The organism is Mycolicibacterium litorale, assembly GCF_010731695.1.
GTDB classification, from domain to species: domain Bacteria; phylum Actinomycetota; class Actinomycetes; order Mycobacteriales; family Mycobacteriaceae; genus Mycobacterium; species Mycobacterium litorale.
Genome location: NZ_AP022586.1, coordinates 3853281 through 3875453 on the forward strand (window position 1 = coordinate 3853281; position 22173 = coordinate 3875453).

The 22173-nt window shown below is 68.7% G+C and carries 17 protein-coding genes and 1 tRNA gene; 10 read left to right on the forward strand and 8 right to left on the reverse strand.

The features are described from left to right. The 7 genes from iniR (at nucleotide 1) to G6N30_RS18395 (ending at nucleotide 12178) form a co-directional block, all read left to right on the forward strand. Nucleotides 1-2529, forward strand: a complete 2529-nt coding sequence (gene iniR, locus G6N30_RS18365) for an isoniazid response ATPase/transcriptional regulator IniR (protein ID WP_134057808.1) — start codon at nucleotides 1-3, stop codon at nucleotides 2527-2529. A 136-nt stretch (nucleotides 2530-2665) separates the two neighbouring features. Beyond that, nucleotides 2666-5890, forward strand: a complete 3225-nt coding sequence (locus G6N30_RS18370; protein ID WP_163687664.1) for a (Fe-S)-binding protein — start codon at nucleotides 2666-2668, stop codon at nucleotides 5888-5890. A gap of 69 nt (nucleotides 5891-5959) precedes the next feature. After that, nucleotides 5960-7240: a pyridoxal phosphate-dependent aminotransferase gene (locus G6N30_RS18375; protein WP_134057810.1), complete on the forward strand. Its 1281-nt coding sequence runs from the start codon at nucleotides 5960-5962 to the stop codon at nucleotides 7238-7240. 62 nt (nucleotides 7241-7302) lie between these two features. Beyond that, on the forward strand, nucleotides 7303-8580 hold the full coding sequence (locus G6N30_RS18380; RefSeq protein ID WP_134057812.1) for a YibE/F family protein: 1278 nt from the start codon (nucleotides 7303-7305) through the stop codon (nucleotides 8578-8580). Further along, nucleotides 8555-9076: a 2Fe-2S iron-sulfur cluster-binding protein gene (locus G6N30_RS18385; RefSeq protein ID WP_134057814.1), complete on the forward strand. Its 522-nt coding sequence runs from the start codon at nucleotides 8555-8557 to the stop codon at nucleotides 9074-9076. Before G6N30_RS18380 ends, G6N30_RS18385 begins: the two co-directional genes overlap by 26 nt. A gap of 10 nt (nucleotides 9077-9086) precedes the next feature. Then, entirely contained in the window at nucleotides 9087-10079 is a 993-nt protein-coding gene (locus G6N30_RS18390) for an FAD binding domain-containing protein (protein WP_134057816.1), read from the forward strand. Next, a complete protein-coding gene (locus G6N30_RS18395) occupies nucleotides 10076-12178 on the forward strand; it encodes a xanthine dehydrogenase family protein molybdopterin-binding subunit (protein WP_134057818.1) in 2103 nt (700 codons plus the stop codon). The genes G6N30_RS18390 and G6N30_RS18395 overlap by 4 nt, the downstream gene beginning before the upstream one ends. Here the strand turns inward: G6N30_RS18395 and rfbA are convergent, their stop codons facing one another. The 8 genes from rfbA to dcd form a co-directional block, all read right to left on the reverse strand. Then, nucleotides 12179-13042, reverse strand: coding sequence for a glucose-1-phosphate thymidylyltransferase RfbA (rfbA, locus tag G6N30_RS18400; RefSeq protein ID WP_134057820.1), 864 nt, complete (start codon nucleotides 13040-13042; stop codon nucleotides 12179-12181). It lies immediately after the preceding gene. Then, on the reverse strand, nucleotides 13042-13410 hold the full coding sequence (locus G6N30_RS18405) for a nuclear transport factor 2 family protein (protein WP_134057822.1): 369 nt from the start codon (nucleotides 13408-13410) through the stop codon (nucleotides 13042-13044). The genes rfbA and G6N30_RS18405 overlap by 1 nt, the downstream gene beginning before the upstream one ends. Nucleotides 13411-13429: 19 nt before the next feature. Continuing rightward, nucleotides 13430-14179 (reverse strand): maleylpyruvate isomerase family mycothiol-dependent enzyme, encoded by a 750-nt coding sequence (locus G6N30_RS18410; protein ID WP_134057824.1) that lies wholly within the window; start codon nucleotides 14177-14179, stop codon nucleotides 13430-13432. 1 nt (nucleotide 14180) lies between these two features. Further along, nucleotides 14181-15524 carry a cytochrome P450 gene (locus G6N30_RS18415; RefSeq protein ID WP_134057826.1) on the reverse strand — a complete coding sequence of 448 codons (1344 nt, stop codon included), beginning with the start codon at nucleotides 15522-15524 and terminating at the stop codon, nucleotides 14181-14183. Next, a complete protein-coding gene (locus tag G6N30_RS18420) occupies nucleotides 15524-15847 on the reverse strand; it encodes a DUF1330 domain-containing protein (protein WP_134057828.1) in 324 nt (107 codons plus the stop codon). The genes G6N30_RS18415 and G6N30_RS18420 overlap by 1 nt, the downstream gene beginning before the upstream one ends. A gap of 10 nt (nucleotides 15848-15857) precedes the next feature. After that, the gene (locus tag G6N30_RS18425; RefSeq protein WP_163687667.1) at nucleotides 15858-17186 is read right to left on the reverse strand and encodes a UDP-glucose dehydrogenase family protein; all 1329 of its coding nucleotides are present in this window, start codon (nucleotides 17184-17186) and stop codon (nucleotides 15858-15860) included. Between the two features lie 74 nt (nucleotides 17187-17260). Beyond that, nucleotides 17261-19012 (reverse strand): DUF7159 family protein, encoded by a 1752-nt coding sequence (locus tag G6N30_RS18430; RefSeq protein ID WP_179965489.1) that lies wholly within the window; start codon nucleotides 19010-19012, stop codon nucleotides 17261-17263. Nucleotides 19013-19265: 253 nt separating this feature from the next. After that, nucleotides 19266-19838, reverse strand: coding sequence for a dCTP deaminase (dcd, locus tag G6N30_RS18435; protein ID WP_134057832.1), 573 nt, complete (start codon nucleotides 19836-19838; stop codon nucleotides 19266-19268). Between the two features lie 59 nt (nucleotides 19839-19897). On the opposite strand from dcd, the gene G6N30_RS18440 reads away from it, so the two are divergent. The 3 genes from G6N30_RS18440 (at nucleotide 19898) to G6N30_RS18450 (ending at nucleotide 21967) form a co-directional block, all read left to right on the forward strand. Continuing rightward, a tRNA-Gly gene (locus tag G6N30_RS18440) sits at nucleotides 19898-19971 on the forward strand. 158 nt (nucleotides 19972-20129) lie between these two features. Further along, entirely contained in the window at nucleotides 20130-20687 is a 558-nt protein-coding gene (locus tag G6N30_RS18445) for a DUF4365 domain-containing protein (protein ID WP_134057834.1), read from the forward strand. Next, a complete protein-coding gene (locus tag G6N30_RS18450) occupies nucleotides 20675-21967 on the forward strand; it encodes a hypothetical protein (protein ID WP_134057836.1) in 1293 nt (430 codons plus the stop codon). Before G6N30_RS18445 ends, G6N30_RS18450 begins: the two co-directional genes overlap by 13 nt. Nucleotides 21968-22173 lie beyond the last annotated feature (206 nt).

Consider the following 22173-nt stretch of genomic DNA (forward strand, 5'->3'; position numbering starts at 1 on the left):
ATGACGAGCCCGTCGCCGCACCGGCAGGCGGATGTCCCGGCCGCCGCCCGCGAGGTCGTCGCGGCGATCGAAACCGATCCGGCGACGCCGGCGAAGGTGCTGGTCACCGGCGGGATCGGCACCGGCAAGTCGACGGTGCTCGCAGCGGTGCGCTCCGCACTGCGGTCCGCGGGCCGTGCGGTGCTGTCCCGCCCGCGGCGACGCGACGATCCTGCGGATGCGGCGGTCGTCGTCGACGATGCGCACCTGCTCGACGACGCCGAGATCGAACGGCTCACCGACCTGGTGGCCGACTCGGCCGCGACCGTGGTGATCGCTACCCAACCGCTGGCCCATCATCCGGCGCTGCGTGCCCTGGTCACCGCACTGGAGCGCGAAAACCCCTCTGTCACACTGGGTTCCGTCCCGCCGGTGGAAGTGGGCCGGGCAGTCGCCGCGACGCTGGGCGCCGCGCCGGCGCCTGAGGTGGTCCGATTGGTCACGACGGTCACCGCGGGTCTGCCGTTCCTGCTGCGCCCCGCGCTCGCCGCGGTCGGCGACGGGGCGGCCGCGGTCCGGCAGGCCACCCGCATCGCGCTGAGCGAACGGCTGCGCCGCCTCGACGAACCGCTGCTCGACACGCTGCTGGTGGCGTCGCTGAGTCCCGAGCTGGGGCCCGACGACGTCGCCGCGGCGCTGCACATGACCTCCGACGCCGGGCTGGCCGCGGTCGACCGGGCCCGCGCGAGCGGTCTGCTGGAACCGAGCTACCACCACAGCTTCCTGCGCGCCGTGCACGACGGGATCGCGCAGATCGCCGGCGCCGCGCGCCATCATGACATCGAGGTGTCGCTGCTGCGCTCGCAGCTCGAATTGTGCACGTTGACAGCCGATTTGGCGCTGCGCATGGCCGAGCACGGGTTACGCGACGAGCGGCTGGCCACGGCCCTCGCCGACCTGGCGACGCGCACCGGCGACGATCCGGCCCGCGCGGCGCGGCTGTACCGGGCCGCCGCGGACGCGGGCGCCACCGCGCTGAGCGCCCGACTCGCCGACGCGCTCGCACTGACCGGGGACTGCAGCACGGCGGGGCGCCTCGCCGACGAACTCCTCACCTCGCCGGATGCCGGCGAGCGTGCCGCGGCGGTGCGGATCTCGGCGAGCATCGCCATGCACGACGGCAGTGCCACCCAGGCACTCGACCTGTTCCGCTGGCTCGGGCCGTCGTCGGATGCGCTGTTGAGCGCGGCCGGCACCGTCGCGGCTCTCGCCGCGGGCGACGCGGGCACCGCCAAAGAGCTGTCGCAGACACAATCCGCCGGGCCGCCCACGTCGACCGCGCGGGCGGCCCGCAGCCTCGCCGAAGGCCTCGTGCTGTCCCTCGATGAGCCCTATCCGGTCGCGGTGGCGCGGTTGGGACAGTCGCTGGGCCCGGAGCAGCGCCGGGCGGAAGTCACCCCGGATTCCCCGGCGGCGCTGGTGACGCTGGCCGCACTGCACGGTGGCGATCCGGTGCGCGCCCGCAGCGTGATCGGCCGCGCGGTCCGGGGCGGGGACGAGGATGCGATCTTCGTCACGCATCGGCACCGGTTGCTGCTGGGTTGGACGCACATGCAGGACGGCCAGCTGCAGGCGGCGGCCGCGAGCGTTCCCCGGGCGGACGCCGGGCTGCACCGGCGGGACGCGCTGTGGGCCACCGCGCTGCAGACCGCGATCGCGCGCCGCAGCGGGGACAGCGGCGCCATGCAGATGCACTGGTTCTCCGCGATGGAGGTGCTGGCCGAGTACTCCGTTGACCTGTTCGCGCTGCTTCCGCTCGGTGAGCTGTGGGTGGCTGCCGCGCGGCTGCGTCAGGTCGAGCGGTTGCAGCACACCCTCGACGAGGCGTTCGCGCTCCTTCGTGCGCTGGGCGATCCGGTGCTGTGGTCGGTTCCCCTGCACTGGGCGGGCGTGCACGCCGGCATCCTGGCCAACTCCCCTGAGGCGGTCGCACCGCACGGACAGGCGCTGACCGCCGCCAGCCGTGACGAACGCGCACAGAGCGCGTTCGCGAAAGCGCTGGCCACGGCCGGTCGGACCTGGTTGCGGGTGCTGGCCAACCACGTCGAGGTCGAGGAGGTGACGGCCGCGGCCCGCGCGCTCGCGCAGTTCGGCCACACCTGGGATGCGACTCGACTGGCGGGTCAGGCGGCGCTGCAGACTCCCGACGCCCGGGTCTCGCAGGCGATGCTCCAGTTGGCGCGCGACCTCAAGCAGACGGTCGCCGCCCCCGATATCCCGGTGGAGGTGGCGGCGCCCGGCCGGGCCGCGGCCGAACCCGTGCCGGCGCCGGCCCCTGCGCGACCGGCCTCGGCACAGCTGTCGGAGCGTGAGCGCGAGGTGGCCGAGCTACTGCTGCTGGGCATGCCCTACCGCGACATCGGTGCGCAGCTGTTCATCTCAGCGAAGACCGTCGAGCACCACGTGGCGCGGATCCGGCGGCGTCTCGGGGCGGAGTCGCGCTCCGAGATGTTGTCGATGTTGCGCGCCCTGCTGGCTCCTTCGGGCTAGCGAAATCGGGGGTTAGGGCAGCCTTCGTAGCGGCCCCGGTACCGGTGATGTCACTATGAGCAGGATCGAGCCTAAGTTACTGACGGGTAACTTAGTCTAAGTTACTGTTGAGTAACTTCATACCGGGAGGCCGCTGGTGGACACGCAGATTCTCATCCGACTCATCGTCGGGTTGCTGATGACCGGCATCGTGATCGCCCTCGCCGCAAAACGCGTGCTGTGGCTGACGAAGCTCATCCGGTCGGGCCAGCCCACCAGCGAGGCCAACAACCGCAAGGACAACCTCGGCAAGCGCATCACGACCCAGTTCGAGGAAGTCTTCGGACAGACGCGTCTGCTGCGCTGGTCGATCCCCGGCATCGCGCACTTCTTCACGATGTGGGGCTTCTTCATCCTCGCGTCGGTGTACCTCGAGGCCTACGGCCTGCTGTTCGACCACGATTTCCACATCCCGATCGTCGGCACCTGGGATGCGCTGGGCTTCCTGCAGGACTTCTTCGCCGTCGCGGTGCTGCTCGGCATCATCACCTTCGCAATCATCCGCGTGATGCAGGAGCCCAAACAGCACGGCCGCGACTCGCGCTTCTACGGCTCCCACACCGGTGGCGCATGGCTGATCCTGTTCATGATCTTCAACGTCATCTGGACCTACGCGCTGGTCCGCGGCGCCGCCGCCGACGTCGGCAACCTGCCGTACGGCAACGGCGCGTTCTTCTCGCACTTCATGGGCTGGGTGCTGAGCCCGCTCGGCCACGACGTCAACGAGTGGGTCGAGACCATCGCGCTGCTGCTGCACATCGCGGTCATGCTGGTCTTCCTGCTGATCGTGCTGCACTCCAAGCACCTGCACATCGGCCTGGCACCCATCAACGTCACCTTCAAGCGGCTGCCCAACGGTCTGGGTCCGCTGCTGCCGATGGAGTACAACGGCGAGCCGATCGACTTCGAGGATCCCGCCGAGGACGCGGTGCTGGGGCGCGGAAAGATCGAGGACTTCACGTGGAAGGGCTACCTCGACATGACGACCTGCACGGAGTGCGGTCGCTGTCAGTCGCAGTGCCCGGCGTGGAACACCGGTAAGCCGCTGTCGCCCAAGCTCGTGATCATGAACCTGCGCGACCATCTGTTCGCGAAGGCGCCGTACATCCTCGGCGACAAGGAGTCGCCGCTGGAGAACACCCCCGAGGGTGGTCTCGGCGAGGAACTGCGCGGCGAGAAGGACTCCGAGAAGCACTCGCACGACCACGTCCCCGAGTCCGGCTTCGAGCGGATCATGGGATCGGGCCCCGAGCAGGCCACCCGTCCGCTCGTCGGCACCGAAGAACAGGGTGGCGTGATCGACCCGGACGTGCTGTGGTCGTGCACCACCTGCGGCGCCTGCGTCGAACAGTGCCCGGTGGACATCGAGCACATCGACCACATCGTCGACATGCGCCGCTACCAGGTGATGATGGAATCCGAGTTCCCCGGTGAGCTCGGTGTGCTGTTCAAGAACCTGGAGACCAAGGGCAACCCCTGGGGTCAGAACGCCAAGGACCGCACCAACTGGATCGACGAGGTGGACTTCGACGTGCCGGTCTTCGGCAAGGACGTCGACTCCTTCGAGGGTTACGAGTACCTGTTCTGGGTGGGCTGCGCCGGCGCCTACGAGGACCGCGCGAAGAAGACCACCAAGGCCGTCGCCGAACTGCTCGCGATCGCCGGCGTCAAGTACCTCGTCCTCGGCGAGGGTGAGACCTGCAACGGCGACTCGGCACGCCGCTCGGGCAACGAGTTCCTGTTCCAGCAGCTCGCCGCGCAGAACGTCGAAACCCTCAACGACCTGTTCGAGGGTGTGGAGCGAGTCGACCGCAAGGTCATCGTCACCTGCCCGCACTGCTTCAACACGCTGGGCCGCGAGTACCCGCAGGTCGGCGGCAACTACACCGTCCTGCATCACACCCAGCTGCTCAACCGGCTGATCCGCGACAAGAAGCTGGTGCCGGTCTCCCCCGTCGACGGCGGTGCGGACATCACCTACCACGACCCCTGCTACCTGGGCCGCCACAACAAGGTCTACGAGGCGCCGCGTGAGCTGATCGGCGCGTCCGGCGCGAAGCTCACCGAGATGCCGCGCCACGCCGACCGCGGTCTGTGCTGCGGCGCGGGCGGTGCGCGGATGTGGATGGAAGAGCACATCGGCAAGCGCGTCAACCAGGAGCGGGTCGAGGAGGCGCTCGACACCGGGGTGTCGAAGATCGCCACCGGCTGCCCGTTCTGCCGCGTGATGATCACCGACGGTGTCGACGACGTCGCCGCCACCCGGAACGTGGAGAAGGCCGAGGTCCTCGACGTCGCCCAGCTGCTGCTGGGCTCGCTCGACACGAGCACGGTGACGCTGCCGGAGAAGGGCACCGCCGCCAAGGAGGCCGAGGAGCGCGCCGCCAAGGCTGCTGCGGCCGCACCCGCTCCGGAGAAGGCACCGGCCGAAGAGCCGGCCGAAAAGCCGGAAGCCCCGGCCGCCAAGGCGTCGACCGCGACCGAGACCAAACCGGTCACCGGCCTCGGACTCGCGGGAGGTGCGAAGAAGCCGGGCGCGAAGAAGACCGCGGCCGCCGACGACAAGCCCGCTGCCGCGGCAGCGCCTGCCAAGGGCCTCGGCATCGCCGGTGGCGCCAAGCGCCCCGGCGCCAAGAAGACCGCGGCCGCACCGGCGGAAGCCAAGGCAGAGACCGCCACGGCGGAGACCACCGAGGCGCCGGCCGCACCCGCGGCGAAGGGTCTCGGCATCGCCGCAGGTGCCAAGCGCCCCGGCGCCAAGAAGACGGCCGCTGCACCGGCGGAAGCCAAGGCCGAACCCGCGAAGGCAGAAGCGGCGGAGGCACCTGCGGAGGCCAAGCCCGAGCCCGAGGTCAAGGGTCTGGGTATCGCCGCGGGCGCGCGTCGGCCCGGTGCGAAGAAGGCCGCTCCGAAGGCGTCGCCGAACGAGGGCGCCTCCACGGTCGTCCAACCCGCCAACGTCGATCCGGATCAAGCCAAGGCCGGAACGGAGGCAGCGGACACCGCCGACTCCGATCTGGGTCTGGAGAGCAAGCCGGAACCCGAGGTGAAGGGGCTCGGTATCGCCGCGGGCGCACGTCGCCCGGGTGCGAAGAGGAAGGCCGCCCCCGCGCCGAAGCCGGCCGAGGCCAAGCCGGAGCCCGCAGCGGAGCCTGCGGCCGAGGTTGAAGCGCCCGCGCCTGAGGCCGAACCGGACGCCACGCCCGAACCGGAAGCCGCGCCGAAAGCCTCCGGCAACGGCGACGCCCGGATCGTCGGCGACGAGCCGCCGGTCAAGGGTCTGGGCATCGCCAAGGGTGCCCGTCGCCCCGGAAAGCGGTAACCCGCACGCGTACGTCGCGGGTGGCCGCGAGCCGCGCGAATTTCTAATTGATTGGACGGCAGTGCCACCATGGACGACGTGACCATGCCTCAGACGCCCGCGACCTGGCACGCCGGCGGCCATCAGCAGCGGCCTCGGACGTTCACGCAGTCGTCGAAGCTGCAGGACGTCCTCTACGAGATCCGCGGGCCGGTACACGAGCACGCCTCGCGGCTCGAGGCCGAGGGCCACCGCATCCTCAAGCTCAACATCGGCAACCCGGCGCCGTTCGGCTTCGAGGCACCCGACGTGATCATGCGCGACATGATCGCGGCGCTGCCGACCGCGCAGGGCTACTCCGACTCCAAGGGCATCGTGAGCGCCCGCCGCGCGGTGTTCACCCGCTACGAGCTGGTCGACGGCTTCCCCCGCTTCGACATCGACGACGTGTTCCTCGGCAACGGCGCCTCCGAGCTGATCCAGATGACGTTGCAGGCGCTGCTGGACAACGGCGACCAGGTGCTGATTCCGGCCCCGGACTATCCGCTGTGGACGGCGTGCACCTCGCTGGCCGGTGGCACCCCGGTGCACTACCTGTGCGACGAGACGCAGGGCTGGAATCCCGACGTCGCCGACATCGAGTCGAAGATCACCGACCGCACCAAGGCGATCGTGGTGATCAATCCGAACAACCCCACCGGCGCTGTGTACAGCCGGGAAACGCTCGAACAGATCGCCGAACTGGCGCGCAAGCACCAGCTGCTGCTGCTGGCCGACGAGATCTACGACAAGATCCTCTACGACGACGCCAAGCACATCTCGCTGGCGTCGGTGGCGCCCGACGTGCTCACCTTGACGTTCAACGGGCTGTCGAAGGCCTACCGGGTGGCGGGTTACCGGTCGGGTTGGCTGGTGATCACCGGCCCGAAGGAGCATGCCAGCAGCTTCATCGAGGGCATCAGTCTGCTGGCCAATATGCGGCTGTGCCCGAATGTGCCTGCGCAGCACGCCATTCAGGTCGCACTCGGCGGCCACCAGAGCATCGACGATCTGGTGCTGCCCGGCGGGCGGCTGCTCGAACAGCGCGACGTGGCGTGGGAGAAGCTCAACGGCATCCCCGGGGTCTCGTGCGTGAAGCCGGCCGGTGCGCTGTACGCGTTCCCGCGGCTGGACCCCGAGGTCTACGACATCCACGACGACGAACAGTTGGTGCTCGACCTGCTCCTGCAGGAGAAGATCCTGGTCGTGCAGGGCACCGGGTTCAATTGGCCCACACCGGATCACCTGCGCATCGTGACGCTGCCGTGGGCCCGTGACCTGGCCGCCGCCATCGAGCGGCTCGGCAACTTCCTGGTCAGCTACCGGCAGTAGCCGGACGGCGTCGCCGCCGAAGGGTGCGAGTGGCCCGCGGGCCGGACCTCTACCCTGGCCGGGTGACGCACACCCACTCGCACTCGCACTCGCTGGGCGGTCCGTCGCCGCTCGGCCCGCTGGCCGCCAGGATCGTGGTCGGCCTGCTGATCGCGATCGGCGTCGTGGTGTCGATCGGTGCGGTGCTGCTGTGGCCCAGCCAGCAGAAGGCCGACATCCCGCTGCCGTTCCAGAACGCCGAAGGCGGCGCGGTGACGACGGAGGCCGGGCAGGTGCGCGCCACCAGCCTGGCCCCGTGCGGCAGCCCGTCGGCGGGCCAGGTCCTCACCTCCGACCCGGCGCCGACACCCGGCGACGGTCAGCAGTGTGTGCAGGTGCTCGTCGCCATCGACTCGGGCCCGAACAAGGGCGCCAACACGCTGCTGGAGTTCAGCGGCGGCCCCGGTCAGCCTCAGCTCGCCGCCGGGGACGACATTCGGCTGAGCCGCCAGGTGGACCAGGGCGGCGCCACCAGCTACACGTTCTACGACTACGCGCGCGGCTGGCCGCTGGCCGGGCTGGCCGCCGCATTCGCCGTCGTCGTGGTGGCGGTGGCGCGCTGGCGCGGCCTGCGCGCCCTGGTCGGCATCGTGGTGGCGTTCGCGGTGCTGGTGGTGTTCCTGCTGCCCGCGCTACGCGACGGGGCGTCGGCCGTCCCGGTTGCGCTGGTGGCGTCCGCGGTGATCCTCTACGCCGTCATCTACCTCGCGCACGGGGTGAGCCTGCGCACCAGCGCCGCCCTGCTCGGCACGCTGACCTCACTGCTGCTCGCGGCCTTATTGTCCTGGGGTGCCATCGAAGTCGCGCATCTGACCGGCCTGTCAGAGGACCAGAACAACGAGGTCGCCGCCTATCTGGGCAACGTGTCGATCACCGGTCTGCTGCTGGCCGGGTTCATCATCGGGTCGCTCGGTGTCCTCAACGACGTGACGGTGACCCAGGCGTCGACGGTGTTCGAACTGGCCGAACTGCAGGGCAGTTCACGGCGGACGGTCTTCGTGGGTGCGATGCGGGTGGGCCGCGACCACATCGCCAGCACGGTGTACACGCTGGTGTTGGCCTACGCCGGCAGCGCGTTGCCGCTGCTGCTGTTGTTCAGCGTCGCCAACCGCTCGCTGGTCGATGTGCTCACCAGTGAGAGCGTGGCCATCGAGATCGCCCGGTCGGCCGTCGGCGGTATCGCGCTGGCGCTGTCGGTGCCGCTGACCACCGGCATCGCGGCGGTGCTGGCGACGCCCCGCGTTTCGCGATCAGGGCCGGGGGTACCCCCGCGCCATGACCCAGCCCACCGGTCATCATGACGTGACCCTCGAAGTCGACGGCGAACAGCGGACGCTGCGCCTCGACAACCGCGTCACCCTGCTCGACGCGCTGCGCGAGCACCTCGGGGTGACCGCACCGAAGAAGGGGTGTGACCACGGACAGTGCGGTTCGTGCACCGTGCTGCGCGACGGTCGCCGGGTCACCACCTGTCTGACGTTCGCCGTCGCCGCCGACGGTGCGTGCATCACCACCGCCGCCGGACTCGGTGACGGCGACGATCTGCATCCGGTCGCGCAGGCGTTCCACGACGAGGACGCGTTCCAGTGCGGCTACTGCACCCCGGGCCAGATCTGCTCGGCGGTCGGCATGCTCGACGAAGTCAAGGCGGGCGCACCGAGTTTCGTCAGCGACGACCTCGACGCGCCGCCCGAGCTGACCGACGACGAGATCCGGGAACGCATGAGCGGCAACCTGTGTCGGTGCGCGGCATACCCGAACATCGTCGCCGCGATCGAACGGGCCGCGGCCCAGTGAGGAGCGTCCAGTGAGGACGTTCGACTACCACCTCGCCGAGAGCCCGGCCGATGCCGTCGCAACGCTGACCGCGCACCCTGACGCCGCCTATCTCGCGGGGGGCACCAACCTGGTCGACCACATGAAGCTCGGTGTCGCCACACCCGGCCTGCTCGTCGACGTCAGCCGGCTGGCCCTCGACGAGGTCACGAACACCGGCGACGGCGGGGTGCGTGTCGGCGCCACCGTCCGCAACAGCGACCTCGCCGCCCACCCGCTGATCCGTTCCCGCTATCCCGGCCTGTCGCGGGCGCTGCTGTCGGCGGCGTCGGGGCAGCTGCGCAACTCGGCCACCACGGCCGGAAACCTGTTGCAGCGCACGCGGTGTGTGTATTTCCAGGACGTCACCACACCGTGCAACAAGCGCACCCCGGGCAGCGGCTGTTCGGCGATCGGCGGCTACGTGCGCTACCACGCAATCCTCGGCGCGTCCCCGCAGTGCATCGCGGTGCACCCGTCGGACATGGCGGTGGCGATGAGCGCCCTCGACGCCGTGGTGGTCGTCGAGGGTGGCGACGGGGAACGCCGCATCCCGATCGACGAGTTCTACCGGCTGCCAGGCGACGAACCGCACCGCGACACCGTCCTTCGCCACGGCGAGCTGATCACCGCGGTGGAACTCCCCGCGCCACCGGACAACGCCGTGTCCGATTACCGCAAGGTCCGCGACCGGGCGTCGTTCGCGTTCGCGGTGGTGTCGGTCGCCGCGGAGATCACCCTGCGCGGCGAGGAAATCGCCTCGGCGCGAATCGCTTTGGGTGGGGTCGCGCACAAGCCCTGGCGTGCCCGCAGCGCCGAGGAGGTGCTGACCGGCGCCGCCCCCACCGAGGAGACGTTCGCCGCCGCGGCCGACGCCGAACTCGCGGCCGCCCAACCGCAACCCGGCAACGAGTTCAAGGTCACGCTCACCCGCCGCACGCTGATCGCCGAACTGCGCGCGCTGACCGGACGGGGACCCCGATGACAATCCTCGACCCGCAGGCCATCGGCGCCCCGCTGACGCGGTTGGACGGCAGGGCCAAGGTCACCGGCGCCGCGCCGTACGCCTTCGAGCAACCCGTCGACGATCCGGCGTACCTGCATCCGATCCAGTCGACCGTCGCCCGCGGGCAGGTCGCAGCCATCGACGTGAACGCCGCACGGCAGATCGACGGCGTGCTGGACATCCTCACGGTGTTCGACGCGCCGAAGCTCGCCGACGCCTCCGACGGGGAGCTGTCGATCCTGCAGGACGACCGTGTGCACTTCCGCGGTCAGATCATCGGCGGCGTCGTCGCGGAGACCGCTGAGATCGCCCGGCACGCAGCCTCTCTCGTCCAGGTGATGTACACCGAGGAGGCGCACGACGTGGAACTGACCGTCGACCACCCCGGCCTCTACACCCCCGAGGAGGTCAACCCGTCCTACCCGTCGGACACCGACGAGGGCGACGTGGACGCCGCGCTGGCGGCCGCCGAGGTCACCGTCGACCAGACGTACTCCACACCGATCGAGCACAACAACCCGATGGAACCGCACGCCTGTATCGCGGTGTGGACGACACACGACGGTCGGCCAACGGTCACGATGTACGACTCCACCCAGGGCGTCCACGCCGCGCGCAAGGCGCTGGCGCCGATCGTCGGGCTCGAACCCGACCAGCTGCGCGTGATCGCCCCGCACGTCGGCGGCGGATTCGGGTCGAAGGGCGCACCGCACGCCCACGACGTGCTGGTGCTGCTGGCCGCGCAGCGCAGCGGTGGCCGCCCGGTGAAGCTGGCCCTGACGCGTCAGCAGATGTTCTCGCTGGTGGGTTATCGCACCCCGACGATCCAGCGCATCCGCCTCGGCGCGGCGAAGGACGGCAGGTTGACCGCGCTCGCCCACGAAGTCGTCGAACAGACCGCCACGGTCAAGGAATTCGCCGAGCAGACCGCGGTGACGTCGCGCAAGATGTACGCGGCGCCGAACCGGCGCACCGCGCACAAGCTGGCCGCACTCGACGTGCCGGTGCCGTTCTGGTTCCGCGCCCCCGGGGAGTGCCCCGGCACGTACGCCGCGGAAGTCGCGATGGACGAATTGGCGCTGGCCTGCGGTGTCGATCCGATCGAGCTGCGGGTGCGCAACGATCCCGACGTCGACCCCGAGACCGGTAACCCGTGGTCCGGCCGCCACCTCGTCGAATGCCTGCGGCTGGGCGCCGAACGGTTCGGCTGGTCCGACCGCGATCCACGGCCCGCGCAACGGCTTTCGGGTGACTGGTACGTCGGCCTGGGCGTCGCGTCGGCGACTTACCCCGCCATGCAGATGCCGGGGAACACCGCCCGCATCACCTACGCCGCCGAGGGCCGGTACCTGGTGCAGATCGGCGCCGCGGACATCGGCACCGGCACATGGACGACGTTGACACAGATCGCCGCCGACGCCCTGGGCTGTGACGTCGCCGCGGTCGAGTTGCAGATCGGGGACACCGACCTGCCCGAGGCGTCGGTGGCCGGCGGTTCCTCGGGGATCAACTCGTGGGGCCGGGCGATCGTGGCCGCCGCACGCCGATTCCGCAGTGACCACGGCGATCCGGCGGTGATCGGCGCCTCCACGGAGGCCGAGGCGCCGGAGAACCCTGACGCCGAGAAGTACACGATGCAGTCCTTCGGTGCGCATTTCGTCGAGGCGAGGGTCAACCGGGACACCGGCGAGGTGCGGGTGCCGCGGATGCTCGGCGTGTTCTCGATCGGCCGCGCGATCAACGCCCGCACGCTGCGATCCCAGCTCATCGGCGGGATGACGATGGGCCTGTCGATGGCGTTGCACGAGGAGAGCGTCCGCGATCCGCGGTTCGGGCATGTCGTCACACAGGATTTCGCGACCTATCACATCAGCGCGCACGCCGACGTGGCCGGCATCGACGCGATCTGGCTCGACGAGGTCGACCAGTACGCGAACCCGATGGGCTCGCGTGGCGCCGGTGAGATCGGCATCGTCGGAGCGGCCGCCGCCGTGGTGAACGCGGTCTACAACGCCACCGGCGTGCGGGTGCGCGACCTGCCGGTCACCCTCGACAAGGTGCTCGCCGGCCTACCCTGATCAGCGGTCGAGCAGCTCCAGCAGATAGCCGCCGTACCCGGATTTGAGCAGCTGCTGCCCGCGGGTGGCCAGCTGTTCGTCGTCGATGAACCCGACGCGCCAGGCCACCTCCTCGGGCACCGAGATCTTCAGCCCCTGACGACGTTCGATGGTGCGGACGTAGTCGCTGGCGTCGAGCAGCGAGTCGAACGTGCCGGTGTCGAGCCACGCGGTGCCGCGGGCGAGGACCTCGACGCTGAGCCTGCCCTGATCCAGGTACCGCTGGTTGATCTCGGTGATCTCGTACTCCCCGCGCGCCGACTTCTGCAGCGAGCGGGCGATCTCGATGACGTCGTTGTCGTAGAAGTACAGGCCGGGCACCGCGTAGTGCGACTTCGGGGTGGCCGGCTTCTCCTCCAGCGACAGCGCGGTGCCGTCGGCGCTGAACTCCACCACCCCATACGCCGACGGGTTGGCGACCCAGTAGGCGAAGATCGCCCCACCGGAGACGTCGTGGAAACGGCGCAGCCCGGTGCCGAGCCCGGGACCGTAGAAAATGTTGTCCCCCAACACCAATGCCACCGAGTCGGTGCCGATGTGGTCGGCGCCGATGACGAAGGCCTGCGCGAGCCCGTCGGGCTGGTCCTGTGTCGCGTAGGTGAGGTTCACCCCGAACTGCGCACCGTCGCCGAGCAACCGGTGAAACGCCGGGGCGTCGTCGGCGGTGGTGATCACCTGGATGTCGCGGATGCCGGCCATGATCAGGGTGGACAGCGGGTAGTAGATCAGCGGTTTGTCGTACACGGGCAGCAACTGCTTGCTGGTCCCGAGCGTGATCGGATACAGCCGGGTGCCCGACCCGCCCGCCAGGATGATTCCCCGCATCAGCCGGTCAGGTCGTCTTCGTCGAGGTCGGTGGCGGCCAGTGCGGTGGCCAGGTCCGGATGCCGGAAGACCGAGGTCACCTTGTCGTGGACCACCCGGAACGCCGACGCCCCGGTCCCCGTCTCCCCGGTGACCGAAGTGATCTGCTGTTCGACGACCACCACGCCGTCGTGGACGTAGATCCGGCCCGGCTCGACCTGGACGTCGAGCCCCCGAGCCCAATCCTGCAGCGCCGCATGGCCTTGCGCGGCGCCGTGCGCGTCGCCGATCTCGATGTCGTCGCTGGACAGCTCGACCAGGGTGCCGAGGTCACGGGCATTGAGCGCGTCGTGCCAGGCGAGCACCGTCGCCATCTCCGATGTGGTCATGTTCGTGAAGGTACGCCACTCAGAACGGCGTGCGCTCCAGCCACCGGTCCCAGATCGCCGTCTTCCCGAAGGCCTCGAGGCCGCTGTCGGCCAGCGAGCGGCGACGGGTCACCGCCAGCAGCAGGTCGGTGACGGGCCCGCGGACCGCGACGTCACCCTTGCCGTGCTCATGGGTCCAGTCGATGCCCTCTTCACTGCTGGTGATCATCCACTCCCCGACCCCGCCGAGGCTTTCGTCGGTGGCGTGCAGGTGCAGCGAGCGGCCCCGCTCGATGGGCAGTCCGTGCCGGCCGGCCTGCACCGCCGCCAGCTCGATCCACTCGCTGAGGGCGTCGGCGGCCAGTTCCGGCGGCAGCTCGAACGGCACGCCGAGCGCCAAAGCGGCGTCCGCGCGGTGGACGGCGACTTCGTGCACGCGGCGGCGGATCCACCACCCGGCCGCCCTGGGGCCGAGGAACGTCCACACCTTGGTCCCCGAGCCGACCCCGTCGACGGCGTTGATCAGAAGCTGGGCTCCGTCGCGCAGCCATTCGAGGGCGCCGGCCTGGTCTTCGGGCGGTCGACCGTCGCGCACCTCACGCGGGTCCAGCGGTTCGTTGCGCCGTTCGGCGACGATCTGCGCGGCCCACCGGTTTCCGCGCCCGACGTGGCGGAACAGCTGTTTGAGTTTCCAGTCCCCACAGGTCGACACGGGCGTCTCCGGATCGCCCGTCGCGATCAGGTCGCCGAAGGTGTTGGTCTGCTCGAGCAGCGCCGCCCGGAAGTCCACGTCACGAACCTAGCGCGGCACGCGCCGTTCCGAGCGAGATCGGCAAGGTCGACCACCCGCGCAGCACCCGGGTGTCGCGGCGGCTGCCCGCCCCGGCGAGCCGGGCGTCGGGGAACCACTCGAAGAACGTCCGCAGCCCCACTTCACCTTCGGCCCGCGCCAGCGCGGCACCGAGGCAGAAGTGCCTGCCGCCGGAGAACGAGAGGTGCTTACCGGCGTTGTCGCGTTCGACGTCGAAGCGGTGCGGTTCGTCGAACACCTTCGGGTCACGGTTGGCGCCGGCGAGGTGGATGATGATCAGCTCGCCGCGGCGCACCGGCATACCGGCGACCTCGACGTCCTTGCGGGCCACCCGCGCGCTCATCTGCACCGGGGAGTCCAGCCGCAGGATCTCCTCGACGGCGGTCGGCCACAGCTCAGGGCGCTCACGCAGCTTCGCGAGCTGTTCGGGGTGGTCGAGCAGCATCTTGATGCCGTTGCCGAGCAGGTTGACGGTGGTCTCGAAGCCGGCCGCCAGCACCAGCCCGGCCGTCGCCTGCAGCTCCCGTTCACTGAGGCCCGCCCCGTCCTCGGTGGCCGAGATCAGCTGGCTGAGCAGATCGTCGCCGGGGTTGCGACGCAGGTTCTCGAGGTGGTTGGTCAGCCAGGCGTTGAACCCGACGATCCCGCTGTGCACCCTCAGGTACTGGGGCCAGCTCAACCCGATGTCGAGGCTGGGCGCGCCGAGCTCCCCGTAGTGCAGGATCTGGGCGCGGTCGGCGTCGGGGACCCCGAGCACGTCGCTGATCACCGAGACCGGCAGCAGCGAGCAGTACCGCGCCACGATGTCGACGGCGCCGGAGCCGGTCGCGTCGCGTTCGAGGTCGTCGAGCAGCTTCTCGGCGGTGGCGGTGACCCCGTCGCGCAGCGCGGCGACGGCGCGGGTGGTGAACACCGAGGACACCAGCTTGCGGCAGCGGGTGTGGTCGGGCGGCTCGATGGACAGCAGCGACGGCGGTTCGATCGGATGCAGCAGCCCGGTGTCGGTGCGGTCGATCACCCGGCGCAGCGGTTTGGGCAGTTCCCCGCCCAGCGACGACACCCGGAAGTCATCGGAGCGCAGCAACTCGTTGGCGACGGCGTGGTCGAACGTGATCAGCCCGACCCGCCCACGCAGGACCGGGCCTTTGACGCGGTGTTCGTCGGCGAAGGCGGCGGGGTTCTGGCGGACCGTCGGATCGGCGATGAGCCGCGCCTGCGGGTCGCCGCGCCGCATGCCGAGCCGCGCCATCGTGCGCACGAAACCGTGCAGCGCCAGCCACCGGACCCGCTGTCGGACCGTCGCTCGCGTGGAGTCCAGCACCATCACTCGAGCTTAAGGAGGGGCCGCAGATCATCCAAGCGATCGAACAGATGCCAGATGTATTTCGAGGAACCGTTCTCGCGGTGCGGATGCAGATCGGCGAGGTCGGGGTCGTCGCGGTAGCTGTCGAACGCCTCCTTGGACTCCCATTCGACGAGGATCAGCACCTGCCGCGGTTCGATGTCCCCGGTGACCGACTCGCGGAACTGACCGAGGGCGACGACGCGGCCGCCGTGTGCGGCCACCGCGGCGGGCGACCGCCTGGCGTAGGCGAGGTATTCGTCGCGGTCGGCGACGTCGAACAGGTTGAGCGCATAGACCGGCACGGCCGTGACGCTACGCCGCGGGCCGCCGGCCCAGCGCGTACACCCGCCAGCCGGCCTGCCGCCACCGTGCGGCATCGAGGCAATTGCGGCCGTCGACAACGACTTTGGCGCGCACCACGTCGGTCAGGGTGGCGGGTTCGAGGTCGACGAACTCGGGCCATTCGGTGAGCACCAGCACCGCGTCGGCGTGCTCGCACGCCTCGGTGACCGAGGTCGCGTAGGCCAGCGTGGGGAACACGCGGCGGGAGTTGTCCATCGCCTTCGGGTCGTAGACGCTGACCGCGGCGCCGTTGAGTTGCAGCATGCCGGCGACGTTCAGCGCCGGTGAGTCACGGACATCGTCGGATTGGGGTTTGAACGCGGCGCCCAGCACCGCGACGTTCGCACCCAGCAGCGACCCGCCGCACGCCGCGGTCGCCAGCTCGACCATCCGGGTGCGGCGCCGCATGTTGATGCTGTCGACTTCGCGCAGGAAGGTCAGCGCGTGGCTGGCGCCGAGTTCACCGGCGCGTGCCATGAAGGCCCGGATGTCCTTGGGCAGGCAGCCGCCGCCGAAGCCGAGGCCGGCGTTGAGGAAGCGCCGGCCGATGCGGGGGTCGTGGCCGAGCGCGTCGGCGAGCAGACCGACGTCGGCGCCTGCGGCTTCGCACACCTCGGAGATGGCGTTGATGAACGAGATCTTGGTCGCCAGAAAGGCGTTCGCGGAGACCTTCACCAGTTCCGCCGTCTGCAGATCGGTGAGCAGGAACGGCACGCCCGCGTCGAGCAGCGGCGCGTACAGCTCGCGGACCACCTGCTCGGCACGCCGCGAATCCGGTTGCACCCCAAGGACGATGCGGTCGGGGTGCAGGGTGTCGTGGACGGCGAGGCCTTCGCGGAGGAACTCCGGGTTCCACGCTACCTCGACGTGCACCCCGCGCGGTGCCAGCGCGCGGGCGCGGTCGGCGAGCTCGGCGGCGGTGCCGACGGGCACCGTCGACTTGCCGACGATCACCGCGTCGCGTCGCAGCCGCGGCACCAGCATGTCGATGACGGCGTGTACGTGGCGCAGATCGGCGCCGTACTCACCCTTTTTCTGCGGGGTGCCGACGCCGAGGAAGTGCACGTCGGCGAACTCGGCGGCCACGTCGTAGTCGGTGGTGAACGACAACCGACCTGCGGCGAGGTTCGCGCTGAGCACCTCGGGCAGACCGGGTTCGTAGAACGGGATGTCGCCGGCGGCCAGCTTGGCCACTTTGCCCGGGTCGATGTCGACACCGACGACTTCGTGACCCAATTCGGCCATTCCGGCGGCGTGGGTGGCGCCCAGGTAGCCGGTGCCGAACACAGCGCATTGCATACCGCCTTGGTAGGCGGGTCCGATGAGCGGACCGCTACGTGCCGACGAGCAGGACGCGAACGTCCGGTGGACGCTTAGCGACCGCCGCCGAAGGACGGGAACGGCCAGAGCGTGTCCTCGCCGCCGGACGACGATCCCCCGCCGTCGTACGAGCCGGAGCCCGAGCCTGAGCCGTAGTCACCACGACTCGACCCCGCGCCCGATCCGCCGGTGCCGCCCGTTCCACCCGTGGGCGGGTAGTACGGATTCGACGGTGCCTGGGGCACCGATGGCACGTAAGGCGTCTGCTGCCGCGGCGCCTGGGGCACCACGGGAACCGACGGTGCCTGCGGGACGACCGTCCGCGTCGGCTGCTGCGGCAGCGGCCAACTGGTGTCGGGCTCCTCCTGCTGCGGCGGCTTCTGCGGGTTGGGCTGCCACGGCGGCTTCCACGGGCTGGGCCACGACGGACGGTCGGGCTCGTCGTCGTCGTCGTTCGGCGGCCGGAAGATCGGCGGCAGCTGCGGGCGTGGCAGCTGGATCACCGGCGCGGGCAGCCGGAACACCGGCGCGGGCGCGACCGGAACCGGTGCGGGCACCGGAACCGGCGCGGCGGGCACCGGGACGGGAGCGGGCGCCGCGGGGGCAGGCGCGGGTGCGGGGGCCGGTGCGGCGGGGACAGGCGCGGGCGCCTTCTCGACGTACACGGTGCGCGGCGCCTGGGGAGCCTGTTGCACGACGGGGATCGGGGCCTTGATGGTCTCGGCCGGCGGCGGCGGGGGCGCGACCGCCGGTTGGGCCTCCGGCGCGGGCGCCGGCCGGGGCGCCTGCGCGCTGGGCACGATCGCGGACTCGGCTGGGCTCGGCCGCTGGTCGGCGGTGGGCCGGATGTTGACGGCCAGCGAGATGACCAGGGCCACCACGCCCACCACGAAGATCGACGACAAGGCGCTGCCGACCAGCAGGAACGGCTTGCGGTTCTCCTCGTCGATCGACGAGCGGACGTCGTCAGCCGGTGTCGCGGCTTCGGCGTAGGCCATGGGTGCGACGGCGGGAACGCTCGCCGGGGCCATCTGCGTGGCGGCCGCGCCAAACGCGGCGTAGGCGCTGCCCGCGGTGGTGCCGTCGTCGGGATCCTGCGAGTAGGCGAGCCCGACGGTGGAGGCCTCGAAGGCGGGGGCGTGGGCGGAGGCCAGTGCGGCGCCGCGGGCGAGCGCGAGTTCGGGCTCTTCGGGGGCGTTGATGGGCAACGACAGCAGACGCCCCAGGTGCGCCTTGACCTCGCTGACGTCGACGCCGGAGCCGACGACGAACATGCCCTGCGGCGGGGAGTCCTGCGCGTCGACGGCGGCGGCCATCTCGGTGAGGACAGCCATCGCGTCGGTGCTGTGCAGGCTGCGGCTGAGCACCTTGGTGACCGAGCCGTCGTCGGTCTGCACGACCGACAGCGTCGCGGTGTCGCGGTCGATGAAGAACAGCGCCGTGGACGCGTAGCCGACGGCGCGGCCGACCGCCTGGGCCAGCGATGCGGCGGCGTGGCCTTCGGAGACCAACATGACGTCTTCAATCCCGCGGGCGGTCAACGTGTCGCGCAGGGCGGCCGCTTCGGCGTGATCACTCCACGCCACACCGATCGACCTGAGATGGTGGCCGCCTGCGGCGGCGCTCTCCTGTGTCCCGAGCACCGCGGCGACGACCTGATCGGCCGCGCTCGACGTTGCTGAACCTTCGACAGCGTTGATGTCGAAGACGTCGTGGTCGACGGTCACACCGTCGGCCTTCTCGCCCTCGACCAGCACCATGCGGACCGTCTTCGGTGTCATCGAGACACCAAGTACGATGTCCACCAAGCCCTCCAAAAGTTTGCTATATCGATTATTCAGTTCCGGCGCGCCGGTACCGCACGAGCCGACAACTAGATACTTCATCGGCGCGACCAGCCGGGCCGTTACAGGCAACGGCGTTAGCTGATCGCATCGAGTCTCCGTATGAGAAAACCCTACTCGGGACAACGACAACGGGCCCGGGTCGGTTCACATTCCCGGTTGACTCTGCGTCTGCGGCGTCGCCTAATCGCACATCTGCGCCGTGGCCGCAGAGTCAGCTGAGCTTGATGAAGTTCTGGTAGGACCGCGACGGCGTCGGCCCCCGCTGGCCCTGGTATTTCGAGCCGACCTTGGCGCTGCCGTAGGGGTGCTCGGCCGGGCTCGTGAGGCGCAGCAGGCAGAGCTGGCCGATCTTCATGCCCGGCCACAGCGTGATCGGGAGGTTGGCGACATTGGAGAGCTCGAGGGTGATGTGGCCGCTGAAACCGGGGTCGATGAACCCGGCGGTGGAGTGGGTGAGCAGGCCGAGCCGCCCGAGCGAGGACTTGCCCTCCAGCCGGCCGGCGAGGTCGTCGGGCAGCGTGCACAGTTCGAGGGTCGAGCCGAGGACGAACTCGCCGGGATGAAGCACGAACGGCTCGCCGGGGTCGGGTTCGACCAGGGTGGTCAGCTCGTCCTGCTGCTTGGCCGGGTCGATGTGGGTGTACCGGGTGTTGTTGAAGACGCGGAACAGGGTGTCGAGGCGAACGTCGATGCTCGACGGCTGCACGAGACTGTCGTCGAACGGATCGAGAGCCAGCCGTCCGGCGTCGATCTCGGCTCGAATGTCACGATCAGAGAGCAGCACCCGACGAGAGTATCGGCTCCGGGTGATAATCTCCGTGATCACCAGCGCCAGCTGGTAAGGCCGATGTAGTTCAATGGCAGAACATCAGCTTCCCAAGCTGAATACGCGGGTTCGATTCCCGTCATCGGCTCCAGGTCTACCAGGGGTTTTGCCCTATTGCGCTAGGCGCCAGCGGCGCTCGGTCCCGTAACGGTCCCGTACCGACTTGAGGACCGTTTTGCATGTGACCGCGCAGTACGTGTCAGACTCCAGCGATAAGTTGCAAACCAGCGCGCCCCCAGGGGGAGGGTTATGTCAGCAACCGCGCCGGTGTCCCTCTATGGCGTGCGTGGGTCCGTTGAAGAGACGGCGTCGAAGGAACTACTGCAGGAGGGCGCGTTGCACGCACTTGTTGCCGCCGCCGGTTGCGACCTCGCCCCTCCCAGGCCCGATAGGCGAGCAGTCGACTGGACCGTCACCCTGACATCGTATAACCATCAATACATCATCGACGCCCAGATAGACGTGCAGCTGAAATGTACTCACCAATCCAAACCAGGCGATTCTGGCGACTTTCCATTCACTCTGAAGAACGACCAATTCAGAAAGCTTGCGTCAACTCACATTTCTCATCCCAAGCTCCTACTTGTGATGCTGTGCCCAGAGAACGTTGATCGATGGGTATACAACAGCAGCAACTTCACCGCGCTTCGCCACTCGATGTATTGGCTCAATCTGTACGGCAAAGAGCCTACGGGCAAGGATGAATCCGTAGTACGTGTCCCATTCTCGAATAGGCTCGACCCACATGAGTTATGTCGGATACTTCACATAGTCGGTAACTCACAAGGAAAGCCATGGACTTTCTGACGATTCCCGATCGAGACCTACAAGGCATTGGGCCGCAAGAGGTCGAAGCACTTCTGCAGAGCATCGGCTGGCAGCAACAAGGCGGCGTCCCCGGGATTTCTCGCCAGTGGGTTTACAGCGGAGACGAAAGCCACCATGCCAGATCTGTAGTAGCCGTCGTTCCCCTCGACGCTACGTTTGATGATTACACGCGGAGGATTCGCGAGGTCCTCGACAAAATATCGAAAGTGTATCCTCGCCGACCAGAAAGCATCCTTCTCGAGATCGAGTTGCCCGGGTCGGATGAGATAGAGAACCGCAAATATTCTCCCTCGATTTCGGGATCTATTGCATGGCGTGCCGCAGAACGGCAGATCGTCGGTTTTCGGAAGGCCTTAGTGGCCTCAGCTAAGGCGGCCGAGGATCGACAACGTCAGTTCGCCCGATCCCACCGAAAGATTGCCCAAGAATATCTTGGTCAACTACGAATGGGGCAGACACGCCCCGGCAGCTTCATAATTACCGCACTGTCGCCTACCGGCGTATTGCCAGCGGCAGACCGAGGCGGCGTTTATGACGCTCACCTCGGAATTACAGGACGCGAAGTTGTCGAAACGCTGACGAGCAGCCTTAACACGCTTCATATCGCCGCGGACGAGTATTTGAATGAAGATCGAGAGGAAGTCTTCGACGACACAATCGCAGATGGTGTATCAATCGATCTGATAAAGGGCATGATCGAGAATCTAGGCACCGCCGAAGGTACCGAAATCTCTATCGACTGGAACCCCCGCGTGCCCAGAGAAGGCGGCGTGAAGTCAACTACCGTCGTCTTCGAATCCAAGCACGTCACTGCGCTGAAAACAGCCCAAAGTCGTCTGCAGAAGTTGAGCGCGCCGAGAAGCGTCACCATTATCGGCAACGTCATCAACCTTGATCGGAAGTCACCAAGAGACCCCGGTGTAATCACCGTTGATGTCATCGACGGAGTTGACGCCGCCACGGTCAAGATTCGACTCGGCAGCGAATACAACGACACAATTGACTCGCATAAATCCGGCGATCTCATCCGAATCGATGGAATTCTTCGCCAAGAAAACACCCAGCACTGGTTCACGGCTGTAAACGAATTGGCTTTGTTCGACTCTCGCGGAGACGTTCGCGTAGTGATAGGACCTGACACTGGAGAAGAGAGCGACCGAGCGGCTGCGCAAATCTCCACCGCCGAGATCGAACGCCAAGGTGACCCCGACGGCGATGAAGATTCCGAAAATGAGGACGCCACCGGCGAGGATGTGTAGGTAGATCTGCTGGCTACCCGTGCATCGGGATTACGTTGTCATAGTTGGCTTTCTGCGCCGGAGCGGATAGCGCGCCGAGCGCGGCCATGTTTGCCCGTGTGGTCGTCGGTGTTGATGAGGTGCGCGTACACGGTCAGCGTCGTCTTCACGTCCGGTGCCCCATCAACTCCGCGACGTCGATGGGCCGGATGCAAGCCGCGAGGCAC